Genomic DNA, 15,482 nt, shown 5'->3' with positions numbered 1-15,482 from the left:
TATGCGTGGTCTTGTCGCTAACATCCAATCCTGCATAGATCGACATCGGTCACCCTCCTGCATTGAAGCGTTCACACGACTTCGTACCATCCAGGAGGGTGGCTAGATCAATTACGCGGTGTCCGACTTAGCCGACGTTCAGGGGCATGAATGAACGAAAGTCAGCTCGTGCCCGCTGGTTCTGAGGACCGGCGGTCCGGGTCGTCGACAAAGCTGGCGCACCATGTAGAACGTATCCCCGCCGAAGTCTTCAACGTCAATGCGCGGGATCGCGATTGGGTGGCAGTGCACGCCCCAGCCGCTGGCGACCTTCCAGCAGCAACTCCGGCTGAACGGCGGGCTGTCGCAGATTGCGCGAAACCATTTCATCTATGCGTCGGATGGGGGGATACACCGTTCACGCGCTCTTATGACCGCGCAAAGGCGCGCGGCTGGACGACGAGCGAGATTGCGTGCGGTCACGACGTCATGCTCGATCACCCCGAAGCTCTGACGGCGGAATTGCTTGGCGTGGCGAGTGCCGCCGGCTGACTGGACTCTGCCCAAATTCGCCTCGGTACATACCAACGTCACGTCACTTACCGCCAACAAAGCGGACCTTGACCGCATCGACATAGCCCTTGGAAAGCCGACCTATATTCATGGACGAACGACGGCGCGGTCGCCAGGCCTTAAGGAGGCATATGCAGCCTATTTTGGACGGGATGAATGCGCTTCCTTCTGGCTCGAGGGCGGCCTGTACCGCGTTCTCCCGCGCTAGGGCGCGTTGCACCGCGGGGCGGCGCTCCATTGCGCGGGAATGGGCGAGGAATCGCAGAAATCGGGTGACGTCATTGCCAGCGCCAGACGGCGTAGCGGGCTCATCAATCGATGGATCTTCCGCTCCGGGAATCCACGGGAGCATCCGTTTGATGGTGACGGAAAGCCCAGTGGCCATCAGGTGATCCATTTTATTGCTTTTCAAAGGTCTACATAAAAGCGTCATAGTACGGGTCCAGAGGGCCGCCCGTCGCCTCGTTGGAGGTGCTAAGAATAAGGGGTCTTCATGCTCAAGACTGTTCTCGCCGCCGGCGTGGCCTTTGCCGCGCTGACCACCCCCTTTGCGCCCGCTTACGCGGAAGAAGATCGGCCCGCTGCTGCGAACGAGGCGATCGGAGACGAAATTATCGTTACTGGATCGACCCGCGCCGAGCGCCGTTTCGATGTGTCCTATGCGGTCAATACGATCTCCCAGGAAGACGTCGAGAAGATCTCGCCGGTGAACTTTGCCGATCTTATCGGCCAGCTCCCCGGCTTCCAGACCGAGATTACAGGCGGTGAAGTGCAGAACATCTATCGCATCCGTGGCCTGCCCAACGACGGCGGCTTCGTAAGCTTTCAGCAGGACGGCCTGCCGCTGTTCCACGAAAACGACGGTGTTTTCTTCCGTGGCGACGCGATCCTCAAGCAGGATCTGATGACAGACCATGTCGAAGTCGTGCGCGGCGGTCCGGCCCCGGTCTACGCCAGCTACTCGGGCGCGATCATTAATGCGATCACCGTGACCGGCCGTGAGGAAGCGCGCGGCAAGGCGCAGGTCACACTGGGCGACACCGGCCTGTATCGCCTCGACGCCTATCAGGCAGGCAAGCTGGCGACGGACACCTATTATGCCGTGGGCGGTTTCCTGCGCTACCACGACGGCTATCGCGACAACGGCTTCCCCAACGACAAGGGCGGCCAGATCCGCGCGAACATCAAGCACGTGACGGACAACGGGTTCATCAAGCTGAACTTCAACTACGTCAACGATCACAACGTCTTCTACCTGCCGATCCCGACCGCCGACCCGCGTGATCCCCGCAAATCGCTGGACCAGTATATCGACTATTTCTCCGGCACGATGAACTCTCCGGCCTTCCGGAACGTGAACCTCAAATATCGGGACGGCAACGGCGTCATCCAGAGTGGCAACTCCGACCTGTCAGATGGCCGCCACCTGCAGATAGTGAACTTCGGCGCGCATTACGAAGGCGACTTCGACGGCTGGCTGGTGACCGCCGCCGCCGGATACACGCAGGGCAAGAACGACTTCACGGCCTTCTATTCGACGACCAATCCCGTCGACGGCAACGCCTTTGCCAACGGCTATCTCAACCGCGCGGGCGGGGCGCCTTTCGGCGCGGTCCGCTTCGGCTACGTGCTGTCGGGGACGACGACGGTCTATGATCCCTATGCAGCCTCCGGCCTGGTGATGCAGGGCCAGTATCGCGACATTCACTCGAAATTCTACTCGGGTCAGGCGAATCTATCCGTGGCGCGGAAGTTCGACACGGGCATCGGCACTCATGACATCAAGTTGGGCGTCTACGGCAGCCTCTATGGTGAGGACAGCCGCACCCTTTATCAGAACTATCTGATCGAAGTGGCTGGAGAGCCCCGCACGCTGGATCTTGTGGGTTATAACGCCGCCGGGCAGGTGGTGGGCCGCGTAACCGACAAGGGCGTGCTCAATTATGCCGCAACGCTTAATCAGGGGGATAGCGATGCCAAGATGTTCGCACTCTACGCCAACGATACATGGGAGATCGCGCCCGGCCTGCGTCTCGACGGCGGGATCCGCCACGAGCGCTACAGCTACGAGGGCTGGGCCGCGCTGACCGAGCAAGCGAACTTGGGCGATGCCACCACGCTGGCCGACGACACCACTCGCGCCTTCACCGGCGTGATCCGGAACCAGAAGCTCAAGCCGAATGCCACCAACTGGACCGTCGGCGCGAACTACGACTTCTCCGCCCATGTCGGCATCTACGGCCGCGCCTCGCACCTCGAGACGCCGCCCAACGTGCAGACCGTGATGAGCATCAATCCGACAATCATCACTACCGTGGCCGATCAGTTCGAGGCGGGTCTGAAGCTGTCGATGGGGCGTTCGTATCTCTACGTCACGGGCTTTTACACCAATTTCGATCCGCTCAATGCCTCGTTCCTGGCCTTCGATCCGACCACGGGCCGTAACGACGTCAATGTCCCCTTCATCGGCGAAGCGCAGGTCAAGGGCGTCGAGTTCGACGGCGCCTGGAGCGTGACCCCCTGGTTCACGCTGAATGGCGCGCTGACGGTTAGCGACCCGAAATACAAGAACTTCCAAAGCGCTACCGGTGCCGATCCTGAGCAGGCAGAGGGCAACCAGATCGTTCGCCAGCCCAAGATTTACGGCAACATTCGTCCGAGCTTCGACTTCTCCACCCGTGATACCGACGTCTCGATCTATGGCCGCTACACTTACATGGGCAAGCGATACGTCGATCTCTACAACAACACCGCGCTGCCGGCTTATGGCACGATTGGTGCGGGCGTCACGGTCAAGCATGGCACGTGGCAGCTGCAGGTCGTCGGCGACAATCTGTTCAACGCGCATGGGCTGACTGAAGGCAACACCCGCACCGACTCGCTGAGCGGCCAAGGTAGCGCCGAGGCGATCTACGGGCGCCCGATCTTCGGCCGCAATTTCCGCCTTGTCATCGGCAAATCGTGGTGATGCGCAAGGCCTCCATGCGGACGGGGCCGCTGATCGCGGCGGCGCTCTGCCTCACGACGGTCTGTGTTCATGCGCAGACCATCCGGGACACGTTTACGGAGGGCCTGTCGCAGCGGCTGTTCCCGCTACTCGACGCGCTGGGCGGCAATCCCGCCGCGCTTAACGCGCTGCGGGGAGACCCCGAGATTGCTTCCATGCTGCGCGCTCGGTCGGACCGGCGCGCGGCTTGCGGCGCTGACCTCGGCTGCGCGGCGCAGGCGATGGTGTGGACCGACGGTGAGACGCAAATCCTCGCCGCGGCCATTCCGGGCAAGGGCGCGGACGATGGCCCCGCCGCCCAGGCGAGGCGAGAGATTGCGGGCGTCAACGCCATCCTGCGGACCTACGGCCTCGGCCAGGTGCCGCCTTATCCGCAGATCGACGGCGCCGGGACCATCGACCCGCAGGAAACCCGCTCGCGCCTCCAGGCTGCGGCGTGGCTGTCGCAGACCGGCCGTGCCGGCTCGGTGCAGGCGCTCGATCCCAGCGTGGAGTTCGCGCTCGCCCTGCTCCACGGGAGCGAGCGCACCGATGCGATCGGCTATGAGCCGCTCGCCGGTGGCTTCAACGCCCCGGCGATGAAGCGCGCAAGGAGCCTCGACTGGAAACGCTTCCGCTACAGCGCGATGATCATCACCGGCGTTGGCCCGGAGGTTGAGGGGATGTCGCTCAGCCCGTTCGGCAAATATCATCTTCGTCTCGCGGCACAGCGTTTCGCGGCGGGCGATGTGCCTTTCCTCATCGTCACGGGTGGCCGCGCCCACCCGCGCGCAACTCGCTTCACCGAGGCCGAGGAGATGCGCCGCGCTCTCATCGAGCGGTATGGCGTGCCCGCCGATGCGATCGTCGTCGAGCCTTATGCGCGCCACACCACCACCAATTTGCGCAATGCCACGCGCCTGCTCGTGGCAATGGGTGCGCCCTTGGAGATGGACGCGCTGATCGTCTGCAATCCCGACCAGAGCGCTGCGATCGCAAGCCCCGATTTCGTGGCCCGGAACGCGCGCGAACTGGGCTATCAACCGGGGGCAGTCGGTCGTCGGATTTCGCCCACGGAACTGGTGTTTCGCCCTTCGCCTCGATCCGCACGGGTCGACCCGCGCGATCCCCTCGATCCCTGATCCGGAGAGACCAAATGCGCCCACTCTTCCTCGCTACCATTGCCGCGCTGTCCCTGATGCCGGGCGTCGCGAAGGCCTGGGGCGGTACCGCGCACACCGTTATCGATCGCGCCGCGCTCGAAGCCATTCCCGAGGATGGTCCGGTGTTCCTGCGCAAATATGAGGATTATATCGCTGCGTCCTCATTGCTACCGGACAGCTGGCGCGGAAATTCGGAGAATTTCTCGAAGATCGAGGAAGACCCCAACCACGGCTGGTTCCGCGAGCAGTTCACGTTCCTGAAGCCTATCCCGCGCTCGCGGTACGAGTTCGTGATCGCGCTCTACAAGCAGTATGAGAAGATCAAGGATAGCGACCCGGAGACCGCTGCCCGGACCAACGTGCGCTGGACCGGGACGCTCCCTTATGCCGCGATCGAAGCCTATGACCGCATCGTTGTCTGCATGCGCCGGGTTCGCGCCGCCGATGCAACGGGCGAGAATGCCTCGGTTGCCGAGCAGAACTGTGCCTTCGACGTGATCCGCCTCGGCCACTATATTGGCGACGGCGCCAATCCTATGCACGATTCGGTCAGTAGTGACGGCTGGCGCGGCCCCAATCCGCAGGGCTACACCACCGACCGCAGCGTTCATGGTCGCTTCGAAAGCCAGTTCGTGGATGGCATGAAGCTGACCGTCGCCGACATCGCGCCGCGCATCGGCAAGCCCAGCCGCACGGAAGGCGACATGTTCGACGCGGTGCTTGCCTATCTCGACCATTCTGGCGACAAGGTGGGCGCGGTCTTCGCTCTGGAGAAGCGCGACGGCTTCGCCAACTTTGCCGACAAGGACGTGCGCGAGATGGTCTACGAACGCACTGCCGCCGGTGCGACCATGCTGCGCGACATGCTCTGCCGCGCCTGGGCGGAAAGCGTCCTGCCGCCTGCCCAGGTCGAGCCTTCGCCTCTCGACTTCGCTAATCCAAAGTTCAACCCAGAGACGGGCTCGGCGCCCGATTAGCTTATGTTGCGACGCGCCATGACGCATTTTTGACGAACTGGTCACACTCTTCTGGCCTAAAGTCAGATGATAAATGCGGAGTGGATATCCCCAGGTGCCTTTGAGGTTGATCTGGGGACCGGATCGACCGGCAGCGAGTCCGAAGGCGCTCCAGAACTGGTCACGGAGGTACGTAGCGCAACCGCCGCGCTGTCACCAATTGAAGGTGTCTCAACCGTGACCACCTTCCTCCCTGCTCAACCGCATGCCGTATCTAGGCTTTAAAGCATATTGGAGCCGGAGGGGCGCAGTACTAGCGAAAGTGTTTGGTCCCGGCATTTGATGGTGCGGTCTTCATGCAAGGGTGGAAGGATGCAGTGTGGGACAGATTCTGCACGGGAGCGCCCGCACGACAGAGGCAGCATCATTTGCGCGCTGTTAGCCTGGCAGATGCGAGGAAAGATCCGGCCCATCGGCCGACCCTTACGTCGGCCCTGAAGGACCTGACTGGCTGGCTGGAAGGTGGGCAGCCCCCCTTGAACAGAGAACGGTCTGACGGGTTCGAGGAGCCGCCGAACGAATTGAGCGGGGTACGACCGTGTCGATGCGGACCGGTAGTGTGGGCTGCCAAAGCCGTCACAACTCCTGCGGCTATCAGCCTCGCGCTCTTGGAACTGTGGGAGTGTGGGAGTTTTGCAAAAATGTTGCTCTTGCGACACATATGAATCGTGTGCAGGCGAATATAAGTCGTCGCCGAGACTTGGCTTTTCCTCAAAACCTGCCATCGTTCGGTGCGCGCTTGCCTCCGTTTGACCCCGGAGACTCGGGCCGGCGAACCCATCTCTTATTTACGAACAGGACTCGGTTGGTGTGACCTCCGCAAACATAGGCGGGGATTGCTGGTCGACACAGATCGGAGACAATTTCAGGTGCGATATGGATGAACCAACCGAGGCTGACCGCGTCGAAAAATTGCTCGACACGCCAAACCTTGCCAACGCTCTTGAAAGCGATCGGTTCAAGCAGTTCCTCGATCACGTCCCGGTCGCGATCGCCGTGTCGGAGCTGCTGCCCTCGGAGGCCATTGTCTATGCAAATCTTGAATTTGAGCGCCTGACAGGCCGGTCGGTGCGCGACATGGAGGGCGGTGGCTGGAATGCGTTGCCCGGGATGGCGTCGGCTCAAAATGACGATGAGAAGCTGAGCCACGCCGTCGAGCTCGGCGAGGAGTATGTGGGTCGGTTTTCGATCGTGTTGGCAGACCGTCGGTTTGAGGTCGATGCGTGGTCAAACACGATACAGGATGACGACGGTGCCGAGACCTTTCGGCTAGTGGCATTGGCGGAAGTCGGACACGTCCGGAAGGATCAGAGCGAGCTCGAGAAAAGCTTGCGCGACAAGGATGGGCTGCTTCTCGAGCTGCAGCACCGGGTAAAGAATAATCTGCAGATGATCACCGCGCTCATCCGGATGGAAGCACGCAACGTGACAGAGGAAGATGCCGGCAAGCGATTCGATCGCCTCGCAGGCCGTATCAACGCTTTGTCTGTGCTCTATGACTGTCTGACCAGCCAAGGCCAGAGCGATAATGAGAGTATCGATCTGGGCACTTATCTCAGCAAGGTTGCCTCGTCGGTGATGCAAGCCCACGCCGTCGAGGGAATCAGGCTGGATCTGACGGTCGATACCTGGCCCGTATCTATTAACGTAGCCATGCCTGCGGGCCTTGTCGTCAATGAGCTCATGACCAACGCGTTAAAGCACGCCTTTGTCGGACGTGAGGGAGGCACGATCCTGATGCACAGTCTCGTAGACGAGACCGGTTGCTTCATCACAATAGCCGACGATGGCGTTGGACTGCCCGACGGCGTTTCTTGGCCAAAGCCCGGCAAACTCGGTGCGGCCATTGCGCAATCCCTACGGCAAAATGCTGGCGCGACGCTGACCGTGAAATCGAAGCCGGGAGCTGGTACGGAGGTCATATTGTTTTTTGCGCGACCTGCAGCGGCTCCGCAGTAAGCTGACGAGCTGGATAAACAATAAGGGAATAGCTTTCCCCAAGGCGGCAGGTTCCGCCCCAATGTCTGACCTTCGACGCGCGCGTCAACTTGCCTGAAACCGGCCATTCGTTCAGATTGTGGTGACAATCAATCCGCGCCCGTGGCCACGCGAGGGCTCCAACGAAGCGCGTCGACAGACCCCCAAACTCGACCATAAAGATTGACCGAGGTCACTATATTGACGGATGTGGGAAATAAGCCGGCATACAGGATAAGGGGGAGTGAAATGGTCGAGGATGGGCAAAACGTTGAGGGCGGGTGCCTCTGCGGAGACATACGCTACACGCTGCATGGACCGACCATTTTCTGCACCCAATGCTGTTGCAAGGATTGCCAGAAGGCGACCGGCACGGGTCATACGACGATTATCGGCGTCCATCGCGACCAGCTGGAAGTGCGCGGCACGCCTAAGATCTACCTGACCCATGGCGACACCGGCGGCGCCGTCTCCAGGCATTTCTGCGGCAATTGCGGAGGGCGTCTCTATACGTCGGGCGACTTGCCGGGCTCCGTGATCATGGTGCAGGCGGGGTCGCTCGATGATCCTAATGTCGTGACGCCTACGACGGTCATTTATCTCAAGGACGCCGTTGCGTGGGACCGGTTCGATTCAGACTTGCCGACCTTCCCGGCGATCGGAAAGCGGTCCGCCGAGGACCAGGCTAAGCTCGATGAAATCAAGAAACGTCCCGTCAAGACAATGGTGATGTGAGCGTCGAGCGCAGAGTTAATCGCCGCACAATGGCGGCCATGGGAGAGAAATGATGAAAGTTGCCGTGTTAGGTGCGAGCGGTAGGGCAGGCTCCGCGATCGCAAAAGAATTGGCGGCCAGGGGACATGAGGTGCTCGCGATCGCGCGCCATCCCGAAAAGATCCCGTCCGCCGAAGGCATCACCGCGACCGTGGGCGATGCTTCGAATGTTGAGCGATTGGCGGATCAAATCGCAGGATGCGATGCGGTCATCAGTGCTCTTAAGTTCGACGTGCCGCCTGCCACCTTGCTTGCCGCGCTCAAGAAGGCAGGCGTGGGCCGACTTCTGGTCACGGGCGGCGCCGCCAGCCTGAAGGATGATCAAGGCCGACGCCTGATCGACACAGATGCGATGCCGGACAGCTGGAAGCCGATCGCACAGGCCGGCATCGATTTCTTCTACGAGCTGAAAGAAGAGCAGGACGTTGATTGGGTTTTCTTCTCACCCGCTTTCAACTTCATCGTCGGACCGCGTACGAGGCAGTTCCGCCTCGGCGGAGATCAACTCATCAGGGACGAAGCGGGGGAAAGCAGGATCAGTTTTGCGGACTATGCGATCGCCATGGCAGACGAACTGGAAAGCCATGCGCATAGCCGGGAACGCTTTACCATCGCCTATTAACCGGGAGCAAGTTCACAATCGAATTCATGTCGCGTCCAAATGAAGGATGGGTGGATGCAATATATAAGACTGGGCTCAAGCGGTCTGCAGGTCTCCCGGCTCTGTCTGGGATGCATGACCTTCGGCGAACCGCTCCGTGGGCCCCATGAGTGGACGCTCAACGAAGAAAAGAGCCGGCCGATCATTCGCAAGGCGCTCGAGAGCGGGATCAATTTCTTCGACACCGCCAACATGTATTCCGCCGGCTCGTCGGAGGAAATTGTCGGAAAATTGCTCAAGGAAATGGTGCCGCGCGACGAGGTTGTGGTCGCAACGAAGGTGCACATGCGGATGCGCCCGGGTCCGAACGGTGGGGGCCTCAGTCGCAAGGCGATCATGCATGAAATCGACCAGAGCCTCACTCGGCTGGGCATGGACTATGTGGACCTTTACCAGATCCACCGGCTGGACCGGGAAGTGCCCATGGAAGAGATACTCGAGGCGCTCCACGACTTAGTTAAGGCCGGAAAAGTCCGATATATCGGGGCCTGCTCGCTCTACGCCTGGGAGTTCGCGACGATGCTTCATCTCGCGGACAAACATGGTTGGACACGCTTCGTATCGATGCAGAATTATGTGAACCTTCTCTATCGCGAGGAGGAGCGCGAAATGCTTCCGCTTTGTGAGGCCGAGGGCATTGGTGTGCTGCCTTGGAGCCCGCTAGCCCGTGGGAAGCTGACGCGGGATTGGGACGAAACAACGTTCCGGTCCGAAACTGACGCGGTCAGCAAGACTCTTTACGAGAAAACCGCTGATCCGGATCGCCAGGTCGCGGCCGCCGTTGCGACGGTCGCTGCCAGGCGAGGCGTGCCGCGTGCGCAAATCGCGCTTGCCTGGTTGCTCAACAAGTCGGTGATAACCTCACCGATTATCGGTGCATCGAAAACAGAACATCTCGACGACGCCGTTGCTGCTCTCGAAATCAGGTTAAGCGACGACGAAATTTCGGAGCTGGAGGAGGCCTATGTGCCCCACCCCGTCACGGCGATATGACATCCGTTAATCTCCCGTGGTCTAATGGAGCTCGAAGAACGCCAAACGAGAAACGGAGCGGCAGGTTCAACGCAAGTCGAGGCGGCCCGTTGAGGTGAAGGAAGCGCGGCGGTCGCATAAACCGAGGGGATCTCTTCGAATACAGTCGCAGCAACTTCGTGGTTCATAACCAATAATGTCTGTGAGGCTACTCACTGCGAGCGGTAACATCAGAGAGCGTAAGGACTCTCCGGGCCGAACTGGAGTGAGCTTTTGATATTCGGAAACACGTGAACACGCGACTTGAAGCGCCAGCCGTCAGCGGTCTTCACGTAAAAATCCTCATACCCGCCCTGCGGCTCGTTTCTCGCGGGGTCGCCGTCAAGTTTCATTGCGATCAGGGTGCACCGTCCCCACGCGCCGCCGGGCCGAGGCTCGATCCTGTGGTTGACGATGACGTGATGGCTTGTGCCAAAGCGCGGTGGCTGGCGGCCGTGGGGGCCACCTCCCGCCACAATTGCGCGCTCGTCGCGAGTGCGCGCATAGGTCGCGCCTGGATCGCCCCACTTTTCCGACACGCCGAACGTGCCGTCATCCGTATAAAGATCGGCATAGGCATAACCGTCATCCGTGCAGTCATCGAGATAGATCGCGTAGCATGCGTTCAGTTGCTGAATCTCGATATAGTCCTGCGGCGTGAGGGTCGGCGTCGTGTCGTTCGTAAGGCCGAGAACCGCGCGGGACGGAGTTTGTCTGGTCATCGTCAAGCCTTTCGAGGTTTGAGGTGCCGGCCGGCGAGAAAGAAATGCCAGGCCGGCCAGATTGTCAGGATCATGGTCGTCAGCAGGACGATCTGGGTGGCATCGACCACCGCTGTCCGGCACGCCGCCTGCAACGCCGCGGAGGCGCCTTGCGTGGCCTGTCCTCCCGGACATGAGGCCATGAAGTCGGCGGGGGCGACGTGTCCGAACAGCCGGGCGGCGATGAGGTCGTTTGCCCCCCCGGTCAGCACGGGGCCGATGCTCCCTCCGATCAGGCTCATGAAGACGCTTGAAAGGACGGATGCCTTTGCCCGGCCTCCCGGCGGAATGATATTGTAGAGGACCGTGAAACTCGGGGCCAGGCACACGGAATTTGCCAGCGCGCCGAGAAACATCCAGACCGCCAGCGCCTGCCAGCTCTCCTGCAGCAGAGCCGTGACATAGAGCGGCATGCCCAATGCGACGCCGATCGCCGGGAACCATTGCAGCCAGCGCTCGTCGTGTTGCGCAAGTCGCTGCGTGACGATGCCGCCGACGAAGGTCGAGATCGTTGCGCCGAGCATCATCGACATGGCCACGATGAAGCCGAGCTCGGTATAGGAGAGTGGGAATTTCCGCGCGAGATAGACCCCCACGAATGTTCCGGTGGGGGCGGTGAAGGTCATGAAGAGGGTCAGCGCGATGATCATCTGGCGCAATGCCGGGGATCGCCAAAGCATGGTCAGAACGTCTCGATAGGAGAGGGGAGCCGCGAAAGCGGGATTGGTCGGCTGGACGGGATCGAGATGCCCGCGCACGGGCTCCCGGATGAGGCGCCACGTTGCGAGCGCGATCAATATCCCCGGCAGGCCCACGACATAGAATGCCGCCCGCCAACCCCAATGATCCAGAACGAATCCGCCGACGATCATGCCGGCGAACGAGCCGATCGGAAATCCAAGGCCATAGATCGCGAGCGCCTTGGTTCGCGAGCCCGGCGAGAAATAGTCGCTGAGAAGCGAGTGGGACGCCGGCAGGCAAGCAGCCTCGCCGATGCCCACCCCCATCCGCGCGAGCGTGAGCTGGACGAAGTTGGCGCTGAGGCCGCACAGCGCCGTCATCACCGACCAAAGTACAATACAAGTTGAGAGGATGGTGACGCGGTTGCCCTTGTCGGCCAGCCGCGCCATCGGAAAGCCGACAACCAAATGGACAGCGCTGAACGCAAAGCCGGTCAGGAAGCCGAGCTGCCAGTCGGCGAGCAGCAACTCTTCCTTGATCGGCTGGGCCAATATGCCGAAGATGGATCGGTCCACCGAACTGAAAAAATAGGCCACGAACAGCGTCGCGAGGACGACGGAGGAGGACCGGGCATTGGCAGCCTGCATGAGGCGCATACCCGCCTGCGCGCTGACTGCGTGGGCCGCCCGCCCTGTCTGGCTCACCGGACGGCCCCTGTCATCGGAGGTTGCATCTTGTTTCCCCGTGTATCACGGCGCGGTCGGAGCCACTTCTCCGACAGCCAGGAGGCGCCCCGCGGTAATCGGTCTTCGGCCGCCGCAGGGCAAAGGCGAGGGATCGAGAGCGTCGCCTAGAAGCGGCGTCGCACGGTCAGCGAGAATTCGCGCGGTGGCACGATGTGGCCAAAGTTGCCGAGACCGCTGCCGCTTTCGAACTGATAATATTCGAAGATGTTGGCCAGATTGGAGACGGCCAGGGTAGCGGTCCACGCGCCGTCCGAGGTCTTGTACGCTATCTGGGCGTTCCACATCGAGTAAGCGGGGACGATATATCTCGGATTCGGCGGCGAGATGCCCGCCGTCGGGCTGAAGGTCTGCAAAGACTGCCAGTTCCAGTCGACGCGCGGCGTGAACGTGCCGGCGGACGTCTCGATGTCATAGGAAACATTGGCGTGCATGTTCCACTCGGGCTGGCGGACATTGCCTGGAGCCAGATAGCCGGGCTGGCCGGGCGTCGTGACCGAGGACTTGAACTTGTTGAATCCACCCGTCCAGTCGATGCGCAGGCCATCGACCGGAATGGCCGTGATGTCCCATTCGAAGCCCTTGATCGAGGCCGGCCGCCCGCCCGAAATGTAGAAGGGCGCGAACGAGGGATTGCCCGGATAGAGTTGCGTGCAGCTGTCGCCGGAAGGATACCATGTTGCGGTAGAGCCGGGCTGCCCGAGGCACTCCACGCCCTGCACGGACGCCGAGAGCTTGCTGTAATCCGTGTAGAAGGCCGCGAGATTCATGCGCAGATGGCGATCGAGAAATTCGCTCTTCACGCCGACTTCGTACGAGATGAGCTCCTCGTCGGAGGTCGCCTGAAGTTGCCGGGGCGTGATGACGATCGTGGTGATGCCGGGCGGGCGCGAGCCCGTCGCGGCGGTCGCATAGACAAGCACGTCATCCGTGATCTTATAGTCGGTCGACAGCAGCCAGTCCCAGCGGCGCTGGCGGGCGGTGAACGGAGCCGGGACGGTGATCAGCGGCGGGTGATTGAGCTCATATTCCACCGAACCCCTCGTATAGCGCGCGCCGCCCGAGACGCGCCATCTGTCCGTAAGATTATAATCGACATGGAAGAAGGCCGACTTCGATTCGATGTTCGCATCGTCGTCTTGCAGGAAATTGTTGGTGAGATAGCCGATAAGGCCGCCGAGGTGGCCAGTGTAACTGATCCAGAAGCCGCCCACGACCCAGTTCAGCCGATTATCGAGCAGATTGCCGTCGAAGCGGATTTCGCCGGTCTTCTGCTTAACCTTCTGGTCGAAGTGCGAGATCACGTAACCGAGCGGCGAATGCTCCGCGTTCTGGGTGAAGTGGTTGCTGAACTCCGAGTATGAGGCAATCGCGGTCATGTTGACATTATCGGCGACCTTGTAGCGCACGCGCCCGGAAAACGTCGCCTTGTCCTGCGTCTTTTCGTCGCCATAGCAAAAGCCGGACGGCTTGATGGCCGCCAGTAACGGCCGGCAGAAGGTCTCGTAGGTCGCGTAACGATTGCTGGCCGGCGGTAGGAAGCGGTTGTCGTATCTGACGCCGAACAAGTTTTCGATGGCGACGTTATAGCCCTGAATAAGGCCGTTATTGTTGGGGTAGGGATTGTCGATATAGGCCAGAACTTCCGGCGTTTCCTGGTCATTTTGTTTGTTGTAGGCGGCGGAGAGCAGGACATCGAGGCCATCGATCGGCTGCCAACGCAGCTTCACCTGCCCGCCGGCCCGCGAAGTGCCGCCCAATTCGCCGATCTTGCAGCCACGCTGGGCGGAATCGGGTTGCACGAAGGGAATGGTGCCAGCAAGCTCGGGCGTTCCCTGTTTGATCATCTGGCACCTGAAGTCGAGCCGGTCGATATAGCCGTTCTGACGCATGAAATTGCCGGACAGGCGCATCGACAGCGTCGACGACAGTCCGAGATCGATGGCGCCGCTCGCGCCCATCTTCTTTCTGGAGCCGTAAGTGAGAGCGAAGGTGCCGGACCCATCCCCTTTCGGATCGGGGGTGAAGATCTTGATCGAGCCGCCGATGCTGGCGTTGCCCGACAAGGTGCTCTGGGGGCCGCGGTTCACCTCGACCCGCTCGACGTCGCTGAGATCCAGCTCCGACCCGACCACGGTGGCGTGGTAAATATCGTCCACATAGAGCGCGACGGCGGGCGCGACCGCATAGCTGGAGGTGGTTCCCTGGATAACGCCCCGCATCACGATCACGGGCGATCCGCTGGCATGGGAAATGCCAGGATTCGTGTGAAGGTTCGGTACCACCATTCCGAGATCGGCGATGCTGCCGACATTGGCTGCCTGCAGCTGATTGCTTGTCTGCGCCGTGATCGCCATCGGCGTCTTCTGTATGTCTTCGGTGACATAGCGTGCCGTCACGGTGATCGTCTCGATCCCGCCGCTCGAAGGCTCCGACGTGGCAGGCTGCGACGTTGCAGAGTCCGGCGTCGCCGGAGCCCTGTCCTGGGCTGCTGCGGGTTGGCTCGCCAGTGTCAGCACGGCCAGGCAACTGCAGGCAAGCAACTGCTGACGCGCGCCAACGTTCGAGAAGGATTCTCCCCGTTTCATTCAACCTCTCCTTTGCGCTGCACCGTTTACCGATGCATATGATTCACTGTTTGGGTTTTCCAAACTTTTTATAATCCATAAACTGAAGTATATTTGTGAATTCGAGGAGTGTCAACGATAGGGGTTGAACTGCGCCATGGCTGATCTGGCCAAAACAGGAATTCAGCCCCGGGCGTGATCATCCGAACGGGTAGGAAAAAGGACAATTTCAAAAGAATTTGCTTCGGGATTGGTAATGGCGCAAGCTGCTTCCGGCAGACATGAAGTGAGGCAGCATCACAGCGCCGGGAGCGTGCTTCCGGTCGTGATTCTGAGGCCGAGGTTAACCGATCTCCACTTATGGCAGCACATCATACGAAATGAGGATATTTTTTTTCTGGTATAATTATGCGTGCGAAGTATGATTGGAGGAGAGTCTGCCGCTTTCCGTGACGGATCGACGGTAGGATTGCGCTTCCCGACATGCTCTGGCGGACCAGAGGAAGCCAGTCATTGCAGGGGCTCAGCGGGGGACGGCGTTCCGTTTCAAATCGGCTGGGGCAGCCGCATTCAAAGTTCAGAATGACTAT

Annotated in this window: 12 protein-coding genes; 8 read left to right on the top strand and 4 right to left on the bottom strand. The window is 60.7% G+C overall.

The genetic code is table 11. The annotated features are described in order from the left end of the window. Positions 1–150 precede the first annotated feature (150 nt). The gene (locus KK488_RS06315) at positions 151–531 is read left to right on the top strand and encodes a hypothetical protein (protein ID WP_214622285.1); all 381 of its coding nucleotides are present in this window, start codon (positions 151–153) and stop codon (positions 529–531) included. A 43-nt stretch (positions 532–574) separates the two neighbouring features. On the opposite strand, the gene KK488_RS06310 is transcribed toward KK488_RS06315, so the two are convergent. Beyond that, complete coding sequence (locus KK488_RS06310; protein ID WP_214622284.1) at positions 575–949, bottom strand: hypothetical protein; 375 nt, start codon at positions 947–949, stop codon at positions 575–577. Positions 950–1,045: 96 nt separating this feature from the next. Here KK488_RS06310 and KK488_RS06305 point away from each other — a divergent pair, with 96 nt between their 5' ends. The 7 genes from KK488_RS06305 (at position 1,046) to KK488_RS06275 (ending at position 10,122) form a co-directional block, all read left to right on the top strand. Beyond that, positions 1,046–3,520 carry a TonB-dependent receptor gene (locus KK488_RS06305; protein ID WP_214622283.1) on the top strand — a complete coding sequence of 825 codons (2,475 nt, stop codon included), beginning with the start codon at positions 1,046–1,048 and terminating at the stop codon, positions 3,518–3,520. After that, a complete protein-coding gene (locus tag KK488_RS06300) occupies positions 3,520–4,680 on the top strand; it encodes a YdcF family protein (RefSeq protein ID WP_214622282.1) in 1,161 nt (386 codons plus the stop codon). Before KK488_RS06305 ends, KK488_RS06300 begins: the two co-directional genes overlap by 1 nt. 14 nt (positions 4,681–4,694) lie before the next feature. After that, positions 4,695–5,678, top strand: a complete 984-nt coding sequence (locus KK488_RS06295; RefSeq protein WP_214622281.1) for a phospholipase C/P1 nuclease family protein — start codon at positions 4,695–4,697, stop codon at positions 5,676–5,678. A 915-nt stretch (positions 5,679–6,593) separates the two neighbouring features. Continuing rightward, positions 6,594–7,676 (top strand): sensor histidine kinase, encoded by a 1,083-nt coding sequence (locus KK488_RS06290; protein WP_214622280.1) that lies wholly within the window; start codon positions 6,594–6,596, stop codon positions 7,674–7,676. 267 nt (positions 7,677–7,943) lie between these two features. After that, the gene (locus KK488_RS06285; protein ID WP_214622279.1) at positions 7,944–8,429 is read left to right on the top strand and encodes a GFA family protein; all 486 of its coding nucleotides are present in this window, start codon (positions 7,944–7,946) and stop codon (positions 8,427–8,429) included. A gap of 52 nt (positions 8,430–8,481) precedes the next feature. Beyond that, positions 8,482–9,090 carry an NAD(P)-dependent oxidoreductase gene (locus KK488_RS06280; protein ID WP_214622278.1) on the top strand — a complete coding sequence of 203 codons (609 nt, stop codon included), beginning with the start codon at positions 8,482–8,484 and terminating at the stop codon, positions 9,088–9,090. Positions 9,091–9,144: 54 nt separating this feature from the next. Further along, on the top strand, positions 9,145–10,122 hold the full coding sequence (locus KK488_RS06275; protein WP_214622277.1) for an aldo/keto reductase: 978 nt from the start codon (positions 9,145–9,147) through the stop codon (positions 10,120–10,122). A 209-nt stretch (positions 10,123–10,331) separates the two neighbouring features. On the opposite strand, the gene KK488_RS06270 is transcribed toward KK488_RS06275, so the two are convergent. From KK488_RS06270 to KK488_RS06260, 3 genes are all read right to left on the bottom strand, one after another. Next, complete coding sequence (locus tag KK488_RS06270; RefSeq protein ID WP_214622276.1) at positions 10,332–10,862, bottom strand: nuclear transport factor 2 family protein; 531 nt, start codon at positions 10,860–10,862, stop codon at positions 10,332–10,334. 2 nt (positions 10,863–10,864) lie between these two features. Continuing rightward, positions 10,865–12,286 (bottom strand): spinster family MFS transporter, encoded by a 1,422-nt coding sequence (locus KK488_RS06265; protein ID WP_214622275.1) that lies wholly within the window; start codon positions 12,284–12,286, stop codon positions 10,865–10,867. Positions 12,287–12,432: 146 nt separating this feature from the next. Next, entirely contained in the window at positions 12,433–14,913 is a 2,481-nt protein-coding gene (locus KK488_RS06260; RefSeq protein WP_214622274.1) for a TonB-dependent receptor, read from the bottom strand. Positions 14,914–15,482: the final 569 nt, after the last annotated feature.

Origin of the sequence: Sphingobium nicotianae (genome assembly GCF_018603885.1) — a bacterium.
GTDB classification, from domain to species: domain Bacteria; phylum Pseudomonadota; class Alphaproteobacteria; order Sphingomonadales; family Sphingomonadaceae; genus Sphingobium; species Sphingobium nicotianae.
The sequence above is the reverse complement of the archived record's forward strand: the minus strand, read 5'-3'. Positions and strand labels throughout refer to the sequence as shown.